Annotated in this window: 13 protein-coding genes; 12 read left to right on the plus strand and 1 reads right to left on the minus strand. The window is 52.1% G+C overall.

The window, feature by feature from the left end; translation table 11 throughout:
* Positions 1 to 15: 15 nt before the first annotated feature.
* From L1F30_RS07975 to flgL, 8 genes are all read left to right on the plus strand, one after another.
* Complete coding sequence (locus L1F30_RS07975) at positions 16 to 2,478, plus strand: flagellar hook-basal body complex protein (protein ID WP_253361423.1); 2,463 nt, start codon at positions 16 to 18, stop codon at positions 2,476 to 2,478.
* 395 nt (positions 2,479 to 2,873) lie between these two features.
* A complete protein-coding gene (gene flgF / locus L1F30_RS07980; RefSeq protein WP_253361425.1) occupies positions 2,874 to 3,617 on the plus strand; it encodes a flagellar basal-body rod protein FlgF in 744 nt (247 codons plus the stop codon).
* 111 nt (positions 3,618 to 3,728) lie between these two features.
* Positions 3,729 to 4,514, plus strand: a complete 786-nt coding sequence (flgG, locus tag L1F30_RS07985; RefSeq protein WP_253361427.1) for a flagellar basal-body rod protein FlgG — start codon at positions 3,729 to 3,731, stop codon at positions 4,512 to 4,514.
* A gap of 29 nt (positions 4,515 to 4,543) precedes the next feature.
* Positions 4,544 to 5,221, plus strand: a complete 678-nt coding sequence (gene flgH, locus L1F30_RS07990) for a flagellar basal body L-ring protein FlgH (protein WP_253361429.1) — start codon at positions 4,544 to 4,546, stop codon at positions 5,219 to 5,221.
* Positions 5,218 to 6,315 carry a flagellar basal body P-ring protein FlgI gene (locus tag L1F30_RS07995; protein WP_253361431.1) on the plus strand — a complete coding sequence of 366 codons (1,098 nt, stop codon included), beginning with the start codon at positions 5,218 to 5,220 and terminating at the stop codon, positions 6,313 to 6,315. Before flgH ends, L1F30_RS07995 begins: the two co-directional genes overlap by 4 nt.
* The gene (gene flgJ, locus L1F30_RS08000) at positions 6,316 to 7,269 is read left to right on the plus strand and encodes a flagellar assembly peptidoglycan hydrolase FlgJ (RefSeq protein WP_253361432.1); all 954 of its coding nucleotides are present in this window, start codon (positions 6,316 to 6,318) and stop codon (positions 7,267 to 7,269) included.
* A gap of 60 nt (positions 7,270 to 7,329) precedes the next feature.
* On the plus strand, positions 7,330 to 10,503 hold the full coding sequence (gene flgK, locus L1F30_RS08005; protein WP_253361434.1) for a flagellar hook-associated protein FlgK: 3,174 nt from the start codon (positions 7,330 to 7,332) through the stop codon (positions 10,501 to 10,503).
* A 7-nt stretch (positions 10,504 to 10,510) separates the two neighbouring features.
* Entirely contained in the window at positions 10,511 to 12,112 is a 1,602-nt protein-coding gene (gene flgL, locus L1F30_RS08010) for a flagellar hook-associated protein FlgL (RefSeq protein ID WP_253361436.1), read from the plus strand.
* 17 nt (positions 12,113 to 12,129) lie between these two features.
* Here the strand turns inward: flgL and L1F30_RS08015 are convergent, their stop codons facing one another.
* Positions 12,130 to 12,480: a hypothetical protein gene (locus L1F30_RS08015; protein ID WP_253361438.1), complete on the minus strand. Its 351-nt coding sequence runs from the start codon at positions 12,478 to 12,480 to the stop codon at positions 12,130 to 12,132.
* Between the two features lie 377 nt (positions 12,481 to 12,857).
* Here L1F30_RS08015 and L1F30_RS08020 point away from each other — a divergent pair, with 377 nt between their 5' ends.
* The 4 genes from L1F30_RS08020 (at position 12,858) to fliD (ending at position 19,958) form a co-directional block, all read left to right on the plus strand.
* Positions 12,858 to 14,993: a flagellin gene (locus tag L1F30_RS08020; protein ID WP_253361440.1), complete on the plus strand. Its 2,136-nt coding sequence runs from the start codon at positions 12,858 to 12,860 to the stop codon at positions 14,991 to 14,993.
* A 335-nt stretch (positions 14,994 to 15,328) separates the two neighbouring features.
* Positions 15,329 to 17,401, plus strand: a complete 2,073-nt coding sequence (locus L1F30_RS08025; RefSeq protein ID WP_253361442.1) for a flagellin — start codon at positions 15,329 to 15,331, stop codon at positions 17,399 to 17,401.
* A gap of 63 nt (positions 17,402 to 17,464) precedes the next feature.
* A complete protein-coding gene (locus L1F30_RS08030) occupies positions 17,465 to 17,845 on the plus strand; it encodes a flagellar protein FlaG (RefSeq protein WP_253361444.1) in 381 nt (126 codons plus the stop codon).
* Between the two features lie 91 nt (positions 17,846 to 17,936).
* Positions 17,937 to 19,958, plus strand: coding sequence for a flagellar filament capping protein FliD (fliD, locus tag L1F30_RS08035; protein ID WP_253361446.1), 2,022 nt, complete (start codon positions 17,937 to 17,939; stop codon positions 19,956 to 19,958).
* The last annotated feature ends 2 nt before the right edge of the window (positions 19,959 to 19,960 follow it).

A 19,960-nucleotide genomic window follows, 5' to 3' on the forward strand; every position in this document is an offset into this window, starting at 1 on the left:
GAGCAGGGTATTACAATGCCATTCAATACAGCGTTAAGCGGCATTCGTGCAGCAAACTCCGATCTGAAAATTACCGGCAATAATATTGCAAACGCCAGTACCACGGGTTTTAAGAGCTCTCGGGCGGAATTTGGTGACGTATATGCCACCACTATTTTGGGGGCGGGCGTTAATACCATCGGCGGCGGTGTGCGTTTGCAAGAGGTATCGCAACAGTTTAGCCAGGGTAATATCAGTTTTACCGAAAATGAGCTGGATCTTGCCATCAGCGGCGCCGGATTTTTTATCTTGAATCAAGGCGGCGATCAACTTTATACCCGCGCAGGTACCTTTGGCTTAGATAAAGACGGCTATATTGTGAACAACACCAATGGCCGCCTGCAGGGCTTCGGCGCTGATATCAACGGTGTCATTGGCGGCGTTGTGGGCGATATGCAAATCCAAACCGGCAATCAGCCACCACGGCAAACCACTTTGGTGGAATCTGCGTTGAATCTGGATGCCAACGCGCCTGTATTACAGCGCTCAGGTACCACCATTTTGACAAATGGCAATGCCATTGGGGTTACTCAGGTTGGGCTGCAAAACGCCACTACATCCACGGCTGCGTCTACAAACTTTGCACTGCCAGGTGCGGGGTTCGATTTTAATGCCAATACCGTAACCTTTGATATACAGCTGGCCGGAGCGACCTCCGGCAACAATGGCACTGTGTCTATTACTTTGAATACTGCCAACGGCGTGCCTGCCAATATCAACAACTTTAACGATTTGCGTACCCTTGAAGGCGTGATTAACGGGCAAATTTTTTCACCCACCTTGCCGCAAACCCCCATCGATGTTTTGGCCGTGGCCGTAGATGATGGCGGCGGTAACTACCACCTGGAGTTTCAGGCGCTGCAAGATGGCGAGCCCTCGCAGGTAACCTTGACCAATGGCAGCGGCAATGCTGGCGTGCTGGGTTTAGCCGGCGCAATTGGCGCGGGCAGCATTCAGGATAACTCCGGAACGCCCGCTGTTGATAATGGCTACCCATTGCAATCTATTGATGTGGTAGGGCCAAATCAAACCATTACCTACACCAGTGCAGAGGGCCAAACAGCCAGTGAAATTGCCTCGGAAATGAACGGGCTTGCCGGCGTCACTGCAACGGCAACTACCACCGCGCGCATTGTGGCAGCCGGCTACAACAATGCCGCCGGAAACATGGTTATAAACCTGAATAATGTAGCCCTCAATGCCAATGATTTGGCTGGCCTTGAAACCGAAATTAACGGCTTATCTACCTCAACACTTCCGGGTGTAACCGCCACCCTGGATGCAGTAACAGGGGATTTAATCGTAACCTCTAACATTGGTGACGATTTACGTTTCATCATGAGCTCCACTACCGATGGCGATACCGTGGAAGTATTGGGTAATCCTGCCGTGCCTTCGCAAACGCTGGAAGCAGATCCTGCCAACAACGGCATTGGGGCCGGCAATTCGCTGGCATCCACCAACGGCATAGTGGTGGGCGGTGAGATAGATCTGGTGCTGGATGAAGGCTACACCATTAACAATCCCAATCCGCCGGCTATCGGTTTGTACAGCCCCTTTACGGCTACGTCTTTCCAGCCTTTTGTGATTAACCAGTTCGACCCAACCGATCAGGGCACCTATAACCACGCAACCTCGGTTACGGTGTACGACTCGCTCGGCAACAACCATGTGATGACGCAATACTTTGTACGTCAAAACTACGACCCGAACGATCCGCTCACCTCGCCCAATCACTGGGTGATGCATGTGCAGATTGACGGCGAAGATGTAGGCGACCCAGACACAACATTGCCGCCACCCGGCAATGTTGCGCCGACCCAGGCATCGTACAATCTGCACTTTGATTCTAATGGCGCATTAGATCCATTGTTAAGCGACCCGATACTGATTTCCAACTGGGTGCCTCTTGATCAAAATGGCAACCCCAATGGCGCGCAGGGGCCATTGAATCGCCTGCAGGGTGGCGCCTTACCCATTGTGGTGCCACCTACCAATTCCAACTTTGAAGTTGTGATGGATGGCACCTCACAGTTCGGTAGCGATTTTGCAGTTAATAATGTAGATCAAAATGGTTACGCCACCGGCAGGCTTTCGGGCATAGATCTGGATGACGAGGGCGTACTCTTTGCCCGCTTTACCAATGGTGAGGCGCAGGTGCTGGGCCAGCTAGCGATTGCCGATTTTGCCAATGTGCAGGGCTTGCAGCCCGCCGGCGACACCATGTGGGCTGAGAACTTTGAATCGGGTATTCCGCAAATAGGTACGCCCGGCACTGCGGCCCTTGGGGTTATCAATGCCGGAGCACTGGAAGATTCCAACGTGGATTTGTCTGAGCAACTCGTAAACTTGATTATTGCCCAGCGTAACTTCCAGGCCAGCGCCAAGACCATTGAAACGGCCGATGCCGTTACCCAAACCATCATCAACCTGCGCTAATGACAGTTTTTACCCTCTGCGCCCCAAGTCTAGACACAGAGACTTGGGGCGCAGTTTGTAACCCTCACTCGCACGGGTTTAGGTGACGGCTAGCTAAGTATTGCTGTGCAGTGGCTTGTACCCTCTCATTCCTGTTTTGCAAGCAGGCCTCAAAAGGCGTTTGCGCCGGGTAACATGCTGCGCCTGAACTCTCATCTCAAGAAAGCGTTTGAAGGCATGGCCTTCAAGGTGTGGGCAAGCTCACATTAGCTTACTGTTTAGCTGCGTTCTTAAGGCCGTTGTTTGTTGGTGCCATTTGCTACATAAGGCCGGTGTTGGTTTTCTCTGGCACTGTTTTTGCTCTATCTCAGGTATGACGATCGAATGATCAAAAATTGTCGTTCCGAGGAAGAACTATGGACAAGGCGCTTTATGTATCCATGACCGCGGCCAAGCACAATATGCGCGCGCAAACCGCGCATTCCAATAATCTGGCCAACATTAATACCCATGGTTTCAAGGCGGATTTCGCGCAGGCAAGGGCGATGCCCGTGTTTTACGGCGATGGCCACCCCACGCGCGCCTACGCACTGACAGAGTCGCCCGCCACAGATTTCGCGCATGGCGCATTTATTGAAACCGGGCGTGAGCTGGATGTGGCCATCAATGGTGATGGTTTTTTGGCGGTGCAACTTCCAGATGGCCGTGAAGCCTACACCCGGGCCGGCAACCTGCTGATTGATGCCGACGGCATCTTGCGCAACAGCGAGGGCATGATTGTGTTGGGTGATGGCGGCCCCATTGCCTTGCCGCCCCAAGAGAAGGTGGAAGTAGGGCTGGACGGCAGTATATCCATTATCAACGCGGGCGAAGGCCCGCAAACCCCGGCACAGATCGCGCGTTTGCGATTGGTTAACCCAGATGTCGCCAACCTTGAAAAAGACGAGAGCGGCTACTTTGTGACGCGCGACGGTGAGGCCGCAGCGGTAGATGCCAATGTCCAGGTAACTTCGGGCTTCCTGGAGGCCAGCAATGTCAACGCCATGCACGAGTTCACCTCTGTGCTTACGTTGGCGCGCCAGTATGAGTTACACGTAAAGCTTATGGGCAGCGTGCAGGAAAACTCTGAAGCATCGGCCCGAATGTTGCAAATAAGTTAACACCAAGGCTATTTATGGGCGCCGGTACTTGGCTGTTGCCAACACCGGCGCGTAAGAATTAGAGCGATCAGGGCGCAAGCCTGACGTACGTGAACCGAGAGGAATGCCAGTATGCACGCCGCACTTTATGTGAGTAAAACGGGCCTTAGCGCGCACGATAAGCAGTTAACCACTATCTCAAATAATTTATCGAACGCCTCCACTGTGGGCTACAAGCGCGATAGAGCCGTATTTGAAGATCTGCTGTATCAGGTGCAACGCCAACCCGGCGCGCAAACTACCCAAGACACCCAGCTCCCCTCGGGTTTACAGCTGGGTAGCGGTGTGCGCGTTGTGGGTACCCAAAAGCAATTTACAACCGGTAGCCTGCAGGTAACTGATCAATCTCTGGATGTTGCCATTAACGGGCGCGGCTTTATGCAGGTGCTCCAGCCAGATGGGAATATTTCCTACACCCGCAACGGCCAGCTGCATTTAAATTCTGATGGCCAGGTGGTTAATGCCAATGGTTTGTTGTTAGAGCCTGCCATTACCATACCCGAAGATGCCAACCGCATTACCATTGGTACAGATGGCACCGTGAATGTGTTTATTCCCGGCGACCCTAACCCGCAGCAGGTGGGCAATATTCAATTGGTGGATTTCATTAATCCCGCAGGCCTTGAAGCCATAGGCGGCAACCTGTTTTTGGAAACCGCATCCAGCGGTAACCCGCAGGCAGGTACCCCCGGTGAAAACGGCCTGGGTGAAGTGCTGCAAGGTACGCTTGAAAATTCCAACGTGGATATTGTGGAAGAAATGGTCAATATGATCACCACCCAGCGGGCCTACGAAATGAACTCAAAAGTGGTATCTACAGCGGATCAAATGCTGCAATTTATCACGCAAAACCTGTAATGCCGCTTCGCTATAGAGGAATGCAGTGTATGTTTAAGTTCGCCTCAGCTCTGTTGGTTTCATTGGGCGCTTTGCTTGGTGGGTGCGTGGTATCGCAACCGCCAGCGCCGAACGACCCCTTCTACGCACCGGTACTGGGAAATACGCCAGTACCGCCAGTGCCCACCGATGGCTCTCTGTACCGTGGCGACTACAGCTTATCGTTTTTTGACGATCGTAAAGCCACCCGTGTGGGCGACATTATTACCATTGTGCTCTCCGAGCGCACCGTAGGCAGCAAAAGCTCGGGCGTCAGCATGAAAAAAGAATCAGACAACAGCTTTACCGGCACATTGTTCGGTGTTGAACCCAGGGTAGGGGAGTATTCATTGGATACCAGCACCCAGGTAGATCGCGATTTTGTGGGTGAATCTGATGCAGACCAAAGCAACAGTTTGCAGGGCAATATCACCGCTACTGTAACCGATGTTCTGCCTAACGGTAATTTGGTAATACGCGGTGAAAAATGGATAACACTTAATAAAGGCGAAGAATTTATTCGGGTAAGCGGCATGGTGCGGCGCGAAGATATCAGCCTGGATAACAGCGTATTGTCTACCCGGCTCGCCAATGCTCGCTTGAGTTATGCAGGCCGAGGTGCGCTTTCTGACGCCAGTGAAATGGGCTGGCTGGGCCGATTTTTCAACTCTCCGGTATGGCCATTATGAAAATTTTGATTGTTGCTTTAGTGATGGCTTGCTTGCCGCTGGCCGCAGTTGCAGAGCGGGTGAAAGACATCGCAAGTGTGGCAGGTGTGCGCACCAATCAGTTGGTGGGTTATGGCTTGGTGGTGGGGCTTAATGGCACCGGAGATCAAACCAACCAAACCCCTTTTACGGTGCAATCGTTCTTAAATATGCTGAATCAGTTCGGTATCGCCATGCCGCCCGGCATTAAACTGCAGCTAAAAAATATTGCGGCAGTAACGGTGCACGCAGAAATGCCGGCCTTTGCAAAACCTGGCCAATCTCTGGATATTACGGTTTCCTCTATTGGCAATGCCAAAAGTTTGCGCGGCGGCAGCTTGATTATGACGCCGCTGAAAGGCATAGATGGGCAGGTATACGCCATTGCACAGGGCAATCTGGTGGTGGGTGGTTTTGGCGGCGAAGGCAACGACGGCTCAAAGGTGACAGTGAATGTACCCAGTGTGGGCCGTATTCCCTCAGGCGCCATGGTAGAGCGGCAAATCGCTACCCGCTTCGATGAGGGGCGCGCCATAGTATTTAATTTACACAGGCCCGATTTCACCACCGCCAAGCGTCTGGCTGAAAGTATCAACAATATGCTGGGCCCGGATGTTGCTGCACCTGTTGATGCCGTGTCTGTTTCGGTACAGGCACCGGTAGATCCCGCACAGCGGGTAAATTACCTTTCCCTACTTGAAAATATTAATGTAGAGCCCGGGCGCGAGCCCGCACGGGTTGTGATTAACTCGCGCACCGGCACCATTGTGGTGGGGCAGGATGTGCGGGTCTCGCCGGTTGCTGTTACCCACGGCAGCCTCACAGTCACTGTTTCCGAAGCACTTTCGGTAAGCCAGCCCAATGCGTTGGGGGAAGGCCAGACTGTGGTAGTGCCGCAATCCAATGTGGGTGTTGAGGAAGAAATAAACCCCATGTTCAAATTTGATACCGGCACAAGCCTGGATGACATAGTGCGCGCCGTTAATCAGGTGGGTGCAGCGCCCGGCGATCTAATGGCCATTTTAGAGGCGCTCAAGCAATCTGGTGCGCTCAAAGCCGAGCTTATTGTGATCTAGATGAATAACCTAAACCTTCCCGTTCAGTCTACCCAGGTTGATAGCTTTACTAATCTCAACTCGCTGGATCACGTGAAAAAAATGGGCCGCGAGGGCGATCAACAATCACTGCGCGAAGTGGCGCGCCAGTTTGAAGCCATGTTTGTGCAGCAGTTGCTAAAAACCATGCGCGCCACCGAGGATGTATTTGCCAAGGGTAACTATACCCAATCAAGTGAAATGAAATTTCACCGCGATCTGCTGGATCAACAGATGTCGCTCTCGCTTACCCAAGGCCGCGGCCTGGGCCTTGCTGAAGCGTTGTTTGCCCAAATGACAGAGCAATACGGCAAGCTTTTGCCGCCGCCAACCAATGCCGCCGGCGCTCAAGCCCCGGCAGGCACAAGCGGGCAAGAACCTGAACCAGCACCAAGCGCGCCGGTAAGTAACGTGAATGCCGCCGATGCTAAAACCGATGCTAGCGCTTCTACTGAGGCAAAAATTCGCCGCTTCGTGGATGAGGTATTTCACGCAGCGCGCCAAACAGCCGATGCTCTGGGTGTAGCTGTGGAAGGTGTAATCGCGCAGGCAGCCCTGGAGACGGGCTGGGGCGAGCACCAATTAACAGATGATAAAGGCGCCCCTAGTCATAATTTCTTTAATATCAAAGCCGATGCCCGCTGGGAGGGTGACTCTGTAGCCAAGCGGGTATTGGAGTACATAGACGGTGTGCCCATTACGCTACTGTCAAATTTCCGGAAATACGAAAGCGCGCAGGCCGCCTTTAAAGATTTTACTAATTTTATAACCCACTCCCCACGCTACCAGGAAGTTAAAAACAGCCCAAGTGCGAAAAGCTATGCCCAAGCGCTGCAGGCAGCAGGCTATGCAACAGATCCGGCTTACGCCCAAAAAATTGCCAACATTGCCAATAGCCCATTGCTTAAAAATATATTGGCTCAAAAATTGCTCTAATTAATTCAGTGGGGTCAATATTTCAATATTGACGCGGAATTAATTAAACGGTGAAGCGCAATGGCCGATTTATTAGGTATAAGTATCAGCGGGCTGAAGTTCAGCCAGTCTGCGCTCAAAACTACCAGCCATAACATCTCCAACGCTGATACCGCGGGCTATTCACGCCAGCGGGCGCTCGCTGGCACCAACGATGCCACCTTCATTGGCGGCAGCTACCAGGGCAACGGCGTTCACCTGCAAACCCTGGAGCGTATTGCCAGCCAGTTCGCCATTGATCAATTGCGCTCTGATACCACGCTGTTCAACCAGTTGGAAACCTTTAACGACAACATTCGCCAAGTGGATTCGCTGTTATCAGATCCGGCCACGGGCGTTGCAGCTGCCATGCAAACATTTTTTGCAGCAATGCAAAATGGCGCGAATGACCCAACTTCCGTGCCCTCGCGCCAGCTGATTGTCAGTGAAGCGCAAAGCCTGGCCACGCGTTTTAATACGCTGTATGACCGGTTTGATGCGTTAAACCAAGGCGTAACCCAGCAACTGACAACCGCTGTTGCACAAATTAATTCATTGGCCAAGGTGATAGGCGAGCTTAACAGTAAGATTGCTTTGGCCTTTGGTGGCGGCCAGGGTGCTGAACCCAACGACCTGTTAGACCAGCGCGATGAAGCCCTTCGCCAGCTTGCGGAATTTGTCTCGGTAAGCACTTTTGATCAGGGCGATAACCAGATTAACGTGCTGGTAGGCAATGGCCAGCCACTGGTGGTGGGCAACGCGGCACGCTCACTACGCATTGAAGGCGGCTTGCTGGATGCCTCTAAGGCTGAAATTATTTTTGACTCTGCAAAGGGGCCGCAGCGTATTACCGAGCTTGTTACCGGTGGTCGGGTAGGGGGCTTGCTGAGTTTTCGCGATGAAGTGCTGGACCCTGCCATCAATGAAATTGGCCGCCTGGCCATTGCCGTGGGTGAATCTTTCAATGAAGTGCACACCCAAGGCCTTGATTTAAACGGTAATTTTGGCGACCGGTTTTTCAATGATGCCAACGACCCGAATGTGGCCCAATCGCGCGTAAAGGGCAGCTCCGATAATGCCGCACCTGACGACCGGCAACTGGCTCTGGAAATTGTAGATAGCTCGCAAATTACAGCGTCCGACTACGAGCTAGACATTGGCGCTAATGGCATTTACACCATTACACGGGCGGCCGATGGTTCCATTGCCAGCAAAGGTATTATGGCGAGTACCTTTCCCTTTGAAATAGCGTTCGACGGCCTAAGCCTCTCCTTCGGTGGTGGCAGCTTTACTAATGGCGACAAGTTTTTACTTCAACCCACCCGATTGGGAGCGCGCTCTTTTGGCGCCGCCATTAGCCGAACCGAGGAAATTGCCTTTGCCTCACCCTTGCTCACAGATGTAAGCCTGGCCAATCAGGGCAATGGCTCCATTACCCCCGGCGAAGTGCTGGCCGTACACGATGCCAATGGCAACTACTTGCCGCTATTTACCCAGCAGGGCAAGTTTTCACCGCCATTGATCGTAAAATTTAATACGCCAACCAGTTACGATATATTGGATAACTCAGATCCCGCCAATCCTGCGCAGCTGGATCCGCCTATTCGCAACCAAATTTTCGTGCCGGGCCTTTCCAATAAGCTGTTTTCAGAAGATCCGGGCGCAACCCAAGTCAGTACTCAAGGCCGCGCCATTGGTTTGCCTGTGGGCAGCCGGCCCACGGTAACAGCTGCATTAAAACCCACAGGCGCGGTTGCGCCGAACTTCGGTGTTACAGATTTCTCTGGCACGGCCAACCAGTTTGCGTTTGATATTGTCGTGAGCAATACGCTTAACGGCGTAAACGATGGCACTTTTACGGTACTCATTAATAGCCCCGGAATTGTGGATAACGCAACCTTGCTGGCAGATATCAATGATGACCTGGCCGGCAGCGATGTGGTGGCCTACATGGATGAAAATGGCGAGCTGGCATTCAGGCTGCAATCGATGGGCTATGGCGATATCAGCCTGCAAAATTACAACCCGGACCCCGATGGCGGCGCAGACAACGCACCGGCTGGCCAAGCCAATAATTTGCTTGGGTTTAACGTTGAGGGCGCAAGCTTTACCACCACGGCCGGTGCCAGTGGCACCTCCGGGCAGGGCCTGGTGGGCAATCGTTACCCCTCTGAAATAGTGCGCATCAATAGCCTGGATCCAGCCACCGGATTGCCTGTTACCCAATCGGTAACCACTGTGCCCAATGGCAGCGCCCGGCTGCTGGCAAGCACGCTGTCTAATTTAAACGGCGTTAACGCCAAGGCCTATACCACGGCAAAAATTGATAACTTCAACCTCTCCCTTAACGAGCCGTTGCAAATTCACGTTAATGGTGAAGATATTCTGCCCTATGAAACCAATCCGGTTACCGGCGCGCTGGAGTTGTCTGCAGACGTGCCAGACCCGGTGGCCGAGCGTGAAGCGTTTATTAATTTTGTTGCAGCCCAAATTGGCGCCAACAACAGCCTAAGCAACAACGGCATTTATGCTTCTGTGTACCAGGATGCCGCCACCGGCCGGCTGAGTGTTTCTGTAACGTCAAACCTTGGTGATGATCTGGATATTCGGCTGAGTGCCCAGCCAGGTGAATCTATTGATGTGGGCGATACCATCAATCCGCAAATTCGGCTGGCCGCCAACGGGCCGGGCGTGCAAGCTGGCGCAGTAATTGGTGGGCGGGTGGATGTCACCCTTGCGGAAGGCTTCACCATGGCCACTTTGCCGTCTACCAGCCAATTGTTTGGCGATAGCAGCGCGGCCGATTTTCAAAAGAGTAAGTACTGGGGTATTCAGGCGGCCATTGATGGCCACCCGGTAGTTGGCGACACGTTTACGTTGAACTTTAACCACGATGCCTCAGCAGATAACCGCAATGCACTTAAGATGGTGGATTTGGAGTTGGCGCAGGTGGTAGACGGCGGCAAAAATACTTTTTCAGGCACCTATGGCAAGGTGGTTGAAGAGGTGGGTACCAAAACTTCAGCCTCACAGATCAATCGCGATGCATCAGAGAAAATTCTGGCCCAAAGCCAAACGCTGCGCGATTCCATCTCTGGTGTAAACCTGGAAGAAGAGGCCGCAAGTTTAATCCGGTTCGAACAGCTCTATAACGCCAACGCCCAAGCCATCTCAGTGGCGCGGGATTTGTTTGATCGTTTACTTAACAGCTTTTAGGTGATATATGCGCGTTTCTACCAGTGAAATGTTTAATGTGGCAAACCGGGGCATCAGTAATGCCAATACCGCCATTGTTAAAACCCAAGAGCAACTAAGTACCGGCTTGCGGGTGCTAAACCCCTCAGACGACCCGGTGGCCTCCACTAAAATCATGCAGCTCAACGAAAGTATTGCGCGCATTTCACAATTTACAAAAAATATCAATTCTGCAGAGAACGACCTGCAGCTTGAAGAAACCACACTTGATGGCGTGCTGTCATTAATTCAACGCATTCAGGAAATCAGCGTGCAGGCCGGTAATACTGCCATTCTTACGCCATCAGATTATCTGGCGCTGGCGGCCGAGGTGGATGCCCGCCTGGAGGAAATGCTGAATCTGGTGAATACCCGCAATGCCAATGGCGATTATATTTTCGCAGGCTACAAAGGCGGCACCCAGCCCTTTGAAAGGTTGGGCGCGGGCCAGTTTGAATACCGTGGCGATGACGGCCAAAAATTCGTAAAAATCTCAGAGAGCGTAAAAGTACCGGTAAGTGATAACGGCAAAGCGATATTTATGGATATCGACAGTGCCCAAAATACCATCCGTACCAGTGTGAGTGCTAAAAACACCAGTGTGCCACCCATTCAGATCAGCGTGGGGCAGGTGGTTGATCAAGATCTATACAACAGCTTTTACCCCTCGGATATGACCATCACCTTTAACGCAGATTCCGCCATAGTGCCCGCTGCCAAAAACTTTACCGTTACCAACCGTGCAACCGGTGAGGTGCTGTTAGCCAATCAGAAATTTGTGAGCGGCCATGCTATTGAAGTGGCAGGGGTTTCTTTTTCGATTATTGGTGAGCCTAAGTCGGGGTTGCCTGCGGTGAATGCAACCCGGCCCTTTGGGGTAGATTCGGCCGCTGTCTTCCCCTTTGATTTCACCGCACCTGCAGACGAAACCTTTGAGATCAATGTTGGCGGACGCACAGAAACCTTTGTGCTGGATGCCAATGTAACCAGCACCGCGGATATAGCCGCTATTTTAAACAACGCCGGTAACGGCAATGCGGCCCGGCTTGCAAGCCTGGGCATCACCGTTACTGCTGCAGGCTTTACCATGCCCACCGGTGTTAACTTCACCATTGGCGCCGGTAGTGCCAATATCAACGGCGTAATGGGAATTGATACCGTGGCTGGCAGCACATCTGCCAACGGTGCGCGAGCCCTAGCCGGTGATCAAGCCTTTGTGGACGCGGCAGACAATCAAGACATACTGCTCACCCTTGCCCGGCTTTCCGATGCCATGAAAACCGTAACAAACAGTGCAGACAGTAAGATGCTGTTGAAATCGGTGGTAGACAACACACTGATTAATCTTGGCAATACCCAAACCCGCATTCTAGAGAAAACAAGCCAGCTGGGTGCCCGTTTCAACACCATTGAAAGTACGCGGGATCTACACCTCGATACGGAGCTTGTAAGTAAAGAGATGTTGTCTGAACTGCAAGATCTCGATTATGCCGAAGCCGCCAGCCGGCTTTCAAAGCAAGAGCTGATTTTGCAGGCGGCCCAATCTACATTTGTACGAGTGAGCCAGTTAAGCTTGTTTGACAGGCTCTAGTTGAGTAAGCCATTTAATTAGCCGTCTGGCTGCTGGTACTTCTTTGTTAATTGATCTTTGGCCTTTTGGCTGCCTTTAACGCTTTGTTTATTAGCTGGTGGCGGGTTTTCATTGCGCTTGCCGGCCACCTTGTGAATATGACCCAGCCGCGTTGACAGTTCGTTCAGCTCTGTATCCAGGTGCTTTAGTGTGTTTATCAAGTGCCCGTGCTCTGCTTCATTTAATGCCTGCCAATTTACTGCCCGCATCGCGGCATCTCGCGCGTTAACCAGTGTTTCTGCCTTAATGAGTTCCGATGCCTGCAGTGCATTTTTAAGCGCAATAGAACACGCGACTGCGTTTTCCAGCTGGGCTGTTTGACTATTCATTGATTTTCCAATGCCTGTTTTCTGTTGGCCTTAAGCCTAGCGTGTTTGGGCGTGCTTTTGTGTAAATCTACCAGTTTTATCACTACTTGCGGTAAAGCCTTATTTGGATCCTGTGATCATTCACCAACGGCGGCAATGGTTTGCCGCTTTAAGGCTGTTGGCGGTCGCGAATATTTGCCGCCTACACGGTTTACGCCTTTTAACCTGTTTGGTTGGCTGTGGGTTTCGTTAAAAACTACTGTAAAAATAGGATTTTACGGTGGTTTTTGTAAGTTGGCATGGCTGTTGCTCTATCCCTTTTGAGATTTATGTGGCGAGTCGAAACCAGCGTTTTGACAAGCTGGTTGGCAAAATACTCTGGGTAGAGGAGAAGCAAGATGCCATTAGTCATTAATACCAATGTGCAATCGCTTAATGCACAGCGACAGTTGGTAAAGTCTGGCGATGATATGAGCCAGGCTATGGAGCGTCTGTCGTCGGGTAAGCGGATTAATACCGCCGCCGACGATGCTGCCGGCTTGTCAATTTCAAACCGTATGACTTCGCAAATTCGTGGTCTTAATCAGGCTATACGAAATGCAAGCGATGGCATATCACTTATTCAAACCGCAGAAGGTGCGCTAGACGAAACCACCAATATTCTGCAGCGAATTCGTGAGTTGTCTATCCAGTCGTCGAACGGCATTTACGATGATAGCAACCGTAAAACTCTGGATGCAGAAGTTCAGCAACTAAAAGCAGAACTCGACCGCATATCAGAAACCACCTCGTTTAACGGCCAGAAGCTACTTAACGGCAGCCTGGGTGAGGTGACCCTGCAGGTAGGTGCGCAAGCGGGCGAATTTATTGATTTGCAGGTAGGTGAGCTAAGTTCCGAAACACTCGGTGCTGCAAAAGATGCGGGCCTAAGCAATACCACCCGCTATTACGATAACCCGACGGCGGGTACGCTCGGCATTACCGTGGGTGATTTAACCATTAATGGTATCGCCATTAGTGGCACCAGTTCAGCAGACGATACGGCGTCTACTTCTAACGCCAATGCAAGCTCCATTGCTTTAGCTGCGGCCATTAACAGCGTATCTGATTTAAGCGGTGTAAAGGCCACAGTGAACCCCACTGTGATGGCCGGCGCTTCCATGACGCCCGTGGCCGCCCAAACCGGCACATTCACCATTAACGGTGTCACCACTGCTGCGGTTACCACAACTGCCGATGGCGCTACAACGCGCTCGGCCATTGTGGCGGCCATTAATGCCATTGCCGCGCAAACCGGCGTGACCGCTATAGATAGTGGTGAAGATGCCACGGGTATTGACCTAGTGGCGGAAGACGGGCGCAATATTTCTGTGGTTGCAGGTGCTGCTGCACTCACAGCCGCCAATACCGGCCTGCGGTTAGCGGCTACCTCAACCAACGAGGCCTTGCAAATTGGCAGTGTGAGCCTGCTTTCGGTAAACGGTGGTGACGTCACCATTGGTGGCGATAGCTCACTCACACCGCAATCCGGTTTTGTATCGGGCACCTTTTCTGGCGTGCTGGCGCAGGCTACCAGTGCATCCCATGAGGGGGCAGATAACGCAACCACCCAGCTGCAAGCCGGCGACCTGGTAATTAACGGCGTACAAATCGGTGGCGCGAAAGCCACTGACGATACAGCAAGTACCGTGGGCAAAACCGGCAGCGCCATTGCCATTGCCACCGCCATAAATAATGTGTCTGATGCCACAGGCGTCACAGCAGAAGTGACGGGCACCACCATTATTGGCCAATCTTCTGTTGCGCCTGCGGGTGTTGGCGATACATTCACCACAACTATTAATGGCATTACTTTACCCACGGTTACGAGTGTGGGCGAAGTGAGTGCCGATCGCGCAGCAACCGTTGACGCCATTAATAAAATTTCTGGCCAAACCGGGGTTACCGCAAGGGATACCGGCAGTGGCATTGAAATGCTGGCAATTGATGGCCGCAATATCACCCTTGGTGCTGCAGGCGGTACCGGTACTGCAGAAGAGTTTGGCCTGGGTAATGCTGCCGGTGCCGGCCCAAGTACGGCCTTTGCACAAACTACCTTTGGCGCAGTTACCTTGAGTTCCGGTTCTGAAATAGAAATCTCAGCCGGCGCCAACGGGATTGCGGGCCTTGAAGGCATTGGCTTTAGGGCGGGTACCTTTGGTGCCACTGAAAGCGGCCAGCTGCTTAAAGATGTGAGCATTGCCACACTTAAAGGCGCACAAGAGGCCATTCAGGCGGTGGATAACGCCCTTGAAAAGATCAATGCCGTGAGGGCAGACCTGGGTGCCATTAACAACCGGCTGGATTTCACAATCTCCAACCTGATGAATGTGACCGAAAATACCGCCGCCGCCCGCAGCCGGATTATGGATGCAGACTTCGCGGCAGAAACGGCCAACCTGAGCCGCGCGCAGGTGCTCCAACAGGCATCACAAGCCATGCTTGCCCAGGCCAATGCATCTACCCAGCAGGTATTGCAGCTGCTCAATCAGTAAGCGGCGGCATTAGCGGGTTTTCCGCCATAAGCCTCAAGCTTTTTATAACCACAAAGGCTCCGATAGATTATCGGGGCCTTTTTTTATGGTGAATTAGTTCCAAACGGTATAAGACTTTGGTGTGAAGCAGGCGCGATTTCGCAAGAAAAATACTAATATTTTCAGAGGCTTAGTTTCCACTTGCCGGTTGGCGGCAACAAGTTGCCGCTCAGGGCTAAAGAAATTCCAAACCATGTCGATAACCCTGACAGAAGCGCTTCGACCAGTTCGGGCCTTTTCATCAGGCTGGTTTACACCGGTCCTACTTAATGTGGAACTCGTGATAGGAGGCAATCATGCCCTTAGTCATTAACACCAACGTACAATCGCTGAACTCTCAGCGGCAACTGGTGAAGTCCGGTGCAGACATGTCGCAAGCCATGGAGCGCCTCTCATCCGGTATGCGTATTAACAAGGCAGCCGACGACGCGGCCGGCCTTGCTATTGCAAACCGCATGACTTCTCAAATTCGTGGCCTTGATCAGGCCGTTCGAAACGCCAACGACGGCGTGTCGTTAATTCAAACCGCAGAAGGTGGTTTGAACGAGATCACCAACATGCTCCAGCGTATGCGCGAGCTGTCTATCCAGTCTGCTAACGGAATCTACTCAGATGCCGACCGCAGCACCCTGAACGCGGAAGTGCAGCAGCTGAAATCGGAAGTTCAGCGTATTGCAGATACCACATCGTTTAACGGCCAGTCATTGTTGGATGGCTCGCTGGGCGAAGTGGCCCTTCAAATTGGTGCGGAATCGAATCAAACCATCGGCGTTAACATTGCTGAGGTAAGCAACGATAAGCTGGGCGTCAGTGCTCAAGCGGGCATCAGCTCCTTTGCCCAAGCGCCCGCGTTGACTTTAAACGGCCTGGGTACCGGTGATTTGATCCTCAATGGCGTAGCCATTGCCGCGGCATCAAGCGGCGACGATACCTTTTCTTCTGCAAACAAAACAGCAAGCGCAATTTCAATTGCGGCTGCAATCAATAAGTCGTCAGATACAAGCGGAGTTACCGCAACGGTTGAGAAAACCACTGTTGGCGGCACCGCCATGGTGGCAGCCGCACTGACCGGTACATTCACTATTAATGGCGTGACTACTGGCTCAATTTCTACCGGTACTGATGCTGCAACCAGCAGGGCTGCGGTAGTGGCCGGTATCAATGCGATCTCCGATCAGACCGGGGTGATTGCGATAGATTCCGGTTCTGATAACGGTGGGGTAACGCTTGAGGCCGCCGACGGTCGTAACATCACAATTTCGGCAGCCACCTTAACGGCGGCGGCCACGGGCGTAACGGCGATTGCCACTAACGTCACTAATACCGGTACGGTTGCATTACGATCTGAAAATGGCGGTGATATCACTATTACCCAAGGCGCGTTAGGCAATACACGTGATGCCGGCTTTGAAATCGGTACCTACAGTGGAGTTCAGGCACAGGTGTCTTCTAACCTGCTTGATTCCGCAACCGCTATGGCTGCCGGTGACGTGAAAATCAACGGGGTAACCATTGGTGCGTCCGTTGCATTAGATGATACTGCCTCTCCTGCAACGGCTGCGGCTGCAAGTGCGATTGCCAAGGCTGCTGCCATTAATAAAGTGGCGGATCAAACCGGTGTTACCGCGGTAGTGCGTGAAAACGTGGTGGCTAATACTGGCGTTCAGGTAGCTGCTGGTGCTGCTGTTAGCGGCACCATCAATGGCGTGGCCATTACCGGCTTTACGTCTGTTGCCGGTGAGTTTGCAAATAACCGCCAGGCATTTGTTGATGCAGTTAACGCCATCGCGGGCCAGACTGGCGTTCGCGCGGTGGATACCGGTGAAAATGGTACCGCTGCCGGTGGTGGTGTTCAGCTAATAGCTGATGATGGTCGAAATATCGTGACCAATATCACCAACGGCCTGGAAGCCGGTGTTGTGGCTGGTGCCCAAACCTATACGGGTGAATTTACACTGGTTTCTGATAAGGAAATTGTGATTGAACGTGGCTCTACTGCTGGCATTGCAAATTCCGGTCTTAAAGTTGGTACCTACGGCAATGCCGAAGATGGCCAATCAGTAGCCAACGTTGATATCTCAACCGCCGCTGGTGCTCAGGCTGCCATTAAGGGCCTGGACAACGCCATCGACACCATTAACAGCATCCGGGCTGACCTTGGTGCGGTTAACAACCGGTTGGACTTTGCAGTAGCCAGCTTGCAGAACACTTCTGAAAACACCTCCGCTGCGCGGTCGCGAATTCAGGATGCGGATTTTGCGGCTGAAACTGCGGCGCTGAGTCGTGCACAGGTACTCCAGCAGGCATCTACCGCCATGCTGGCTCAGGCTAATGCGCAACCACAGCAGGTTCTGTCGCTGCTCCAGTAATGGCGCAGTCACAGTTAACTTAAGGCAGGCGGGGCAACCCGCCATTAGCTGAGAGGTAAACCCATGAATGAAGTAAGAGCAACGCAAGTGGCTATGACGATAGCCGCCGGGTCTGCTTCATCAAAAGGGGCTGCTGGCGCACCAAGCAGGGAAACCGGCAATGCATTGCCGGTGGAACAACCCGAGCAACCGCAAAAGCCGCAAAAAGCGCAAGAGAGCGTGAACCTGCAGGATGCAGTGGCAGACATGAACAACTACGTTCAATCTGTTCAGCGCGATTTACACTTTGCGGTGGATGAAGATCTTGATCAAACCGTGATTAAAGTGGTTGATCGAGATACTGGCGAGTTGATCCGCCAGATACCCGAAGAGGTATTCCTAGACTTGGCACGGAAAATGAAAGCTCAACAAGAGCCCTTTCATTTAGTGAACGCCCAGGGCTAGGAACTCCGAACGGTGACGAGGGTGTGCAACGCGCACCCTTTGTCACATTTATTCGTTCGGCCAGAACACACATGTTGATACAGAGGTATGTATGATTGATTCAAATATCCCCAATCTGCTGGGAGCCGGATCAGGTATCGACTCGAAAAAGCTGGTTGAACAATTGGTGGCCATTGAGAAATCGGCCAAGCAAACCCAAATAGACACCAAGCGCGAAGGCCTTGAAGCCAAGCTTTCTGACTACGGCCTGTTCAAAAGTGCGTTATCCACTTTGCAGGGCGCACTGTCTACGTTAAAAAATCCTGATACCTATTCAGCCAAGTCGGTGTCTTTCCCCGATAGCGATGTGGTTATTCCCACAGCAATTGAAGCTGGCGCACTCAGCGGTACTTATTCGCTGGAAGTCACCAACATTGCCCGTTCACAAAGTTTGAGCTCGGGCACTTTTGCAGCGGTAACAGACGCCGTAGGCAAGGGCACCTTAACGTTTAATTTTGGCAGCTGGGATTCACCACCCACGGTGTTTAGCGCCAATGCCGACAAAACCGCTAAAACCATTACCATCGACGATAGCAACAACAGCCTTGAAGGCTTAAGAGATGCCATTAACGATGCCAACATGGGCGTGCAAGCCAGCATTGTGAACGATGGCTCGGGCTTTAAACTTCTGATGAAGGCGGAATCCGGCCAGAACAATCAGCTGCACATTGCAGCCGTAGAAGAAGGCGGCACACCCACCAATAACGATGCCGATGGCCTGTCGCGGTTTACGTTTAATGAATCGGCGCTACAGCTAACGCAGCAGCAAGCCGGTATGGACGCCAATCTCATCATGAATGGGCTGGCCGTAACCCGTACCACTAACGAAATTACCGATTTAATTGAAGGTTTCAGCTTTACCATTGCCAAAGATGCACCCGGTGAGGTTGTGAATGTATCCATACTGGACGACAAGCTTACCGCAGAAGATGCCATTCGAAATTTCGTAGATTTATACAACGAATTTCTGGAAGTGGTTAAACCCCTAACCGGGTTTAATGAAGAAAGTGGCGAGTACGGCAGCCTTTCACGGGATGCGCTTGCCAAATCCATGCAAAGCAAAATTCGCCAAATAATTACAGAGCCTGTAACCGGGGTAGATTCAGGGTTAAATGCACTGACCAATTTAGGCATTCGCACTGAATTAGACGGCAGCATGAAAATCAATGAGGCTGTGTTCAGTGCAGCCATGAAGAATAATTTTTCAGAAATCACCCAAATATTTGCGCCCCAAACAAGCTCCAGTGCCGATAAAATTAAAGTCACAGGCTTTGGTAACGACACCATTGCCGGCAGCTATGATGTGGTAATTACCACCGAGCCCTCAAAGGGCAGTTTAACAGGGGCGGCCGTTGCGGGCTTCCCAATAGATACTACCGGTAAAGACTACAGCTTTGTGTTTGAAGTAAACGGCCTGGCCTCTGGCACCTTAGCCTTGCCCGATGGCGTAACCTATAACACCAGTGAAGAATTGGTAGACGCATTGCAGCTCATGATTAATAGCGATGCCACACTGTCTGCCGCCGGCGCCAGGCTTGAAGTCAGTTACGATACCGATCACCTGGTATTTACTTCATCGGCATTTGGCAGCAGCTCGCTGGTATCGATTACCACTGCTGGTGCCGATGCGGCAGACTTGGGCCTTTCTGTGGCTACGGGCGTGGCTGGTACCAATGTGGCCGGTACCATCAACGGCGAAGAAGGCTTTGGGCTGGGTGATGTATTGTTGCCCGCCATTGGTTCCAATGCCTATGGTTTAAAGCTTAAAGTGCTGCCCGGTGCCACCAGTGCCACTGTAGATTTCTCTCGCGGAGTGGGCGATGGCCTGGATCAACTGCTGGCAGATTTTTTAAGTAGCCAAGGGCCAGTAAAAACCCGGGAAAAGGGCATAAACGAAAGCCTTGGTGATTTGGATGAAGATCAAATGAAGCTCGACAGGCGTTCCGAGGCCTATCAGGCACGGCTGCAGGCGCAATTTATCGCCATGGAAGCCATTGTGGATCAGCTTAACTCCACCCGCGATTACCTGGGCAGTGTGCTGGATAACTTGCCTTTTACAGCTAAACGTAATTAAAG

Origin of the sequence: Simiduia sp. 21SJ11W-1 (assembly GCF_024138675.1) — a bacterium.
Classification (GTDB): domain Bacteria; phylum Pseudomonadota; class Gammaproteobacteria; order Pseudomonadales; family Cellvibrionaceae; genus Simiduia.

What these genes read in the sequence shown, in the direction of transcription:
- L1F30_RS07995 (WP_253361431.1), top strand. Translation starts at nt 5,218, where the DNA reads ATGAAAATTTTGATTGTTGCTTTAGTGATGGCTTGCTTGCCGCTGGCC.
- flgF (WP_253361425.1), top strand. Translation starts at nt 2,874, where the DNA reads ATGGACAAGGCGCTTTATGTATCCATGACCGCGGCCAAGCACAATATG.
- flgH (WP_253361429.1), top strand. Translation starts at nt 4,544, where the DNA reads ATGTTTAAGTTCGCCTCAGCTCTGTTGGTTTCATTGGGCGCTTTGCTT.
- flgG (WP_253361427.1), top strand. Translation starts at nt 3,729, where the DNA reads ATGCACGCCGCACTTTATGTGAGTAAAACGGGCCTTAGCGCGCACGAT.
- flgL (WP_253361436.1), top strand. Translation starts at nt 10,511, where the DNA reads ATGCGCGTTTCTACCAGTGAAATGTTTAATGTGGCAAACCGGGGCATC.
- L1F30_RS08025 (WP_253361442.1), top strand. Translation starts at nt 15,329, where the DNA reads ATGCCCTTAGTCATTAACACCAACGTACAATCGCTGAACTCTCAGCGG.
- L1F30_RS07975 (WP_253361423.1), top strand. Translation starts at nt 16, where the DNA reads ATGCCATTCAATACAGCGTTAAGCGGCATTCGTGCAGCAAACTCCGAT.
- flgJ (WP_253361432.1), top strand. Translation starts at nt 6,316, where the DNA reads ATGAATAACCTAAACCTTCCCGTTCAGTCTACCCAGGTTGATAGCTTT.
- fliD (WP_253361446.1), top strand. Translation starts at nt 17,937, where the DNA reads ATGATTGATTCAAATATCCCCAATCTGCTGGGAGCCGGATCAGGTATC.
- L1F30_RS08020 (WP_253361440.1), top strand. Translation starts at nt 12,858, where the DNA reads ATGCCATTAGTCATTAATACCAATGTGCAATCGCTTAATGCACAGCGA.
- flgK (WP_253361434.1), top strand. Translation starts at nt 7,330, where the DNA reads ATGGCCGATTTATTAGGTATAAGTATCAGCGGGCTGAAGTTCAGCCAG.
- L1F30_RS08030 (WP_253361444.1), top strand. Translation starts at nt 17,465, where the DNA reads ATGAATGAAGTAAGAGCAACGCAAGTGGCTATGACGATAGCCGCCGGG.
- L1F30_RS08015 (WP_253361438.1), bottom strand. Translation starts at nt 12,480, where the DNA reads ATGAATAGTCAAACAGCCCAGCTGGAAAACGCAGTCGCGTGTTCTATT.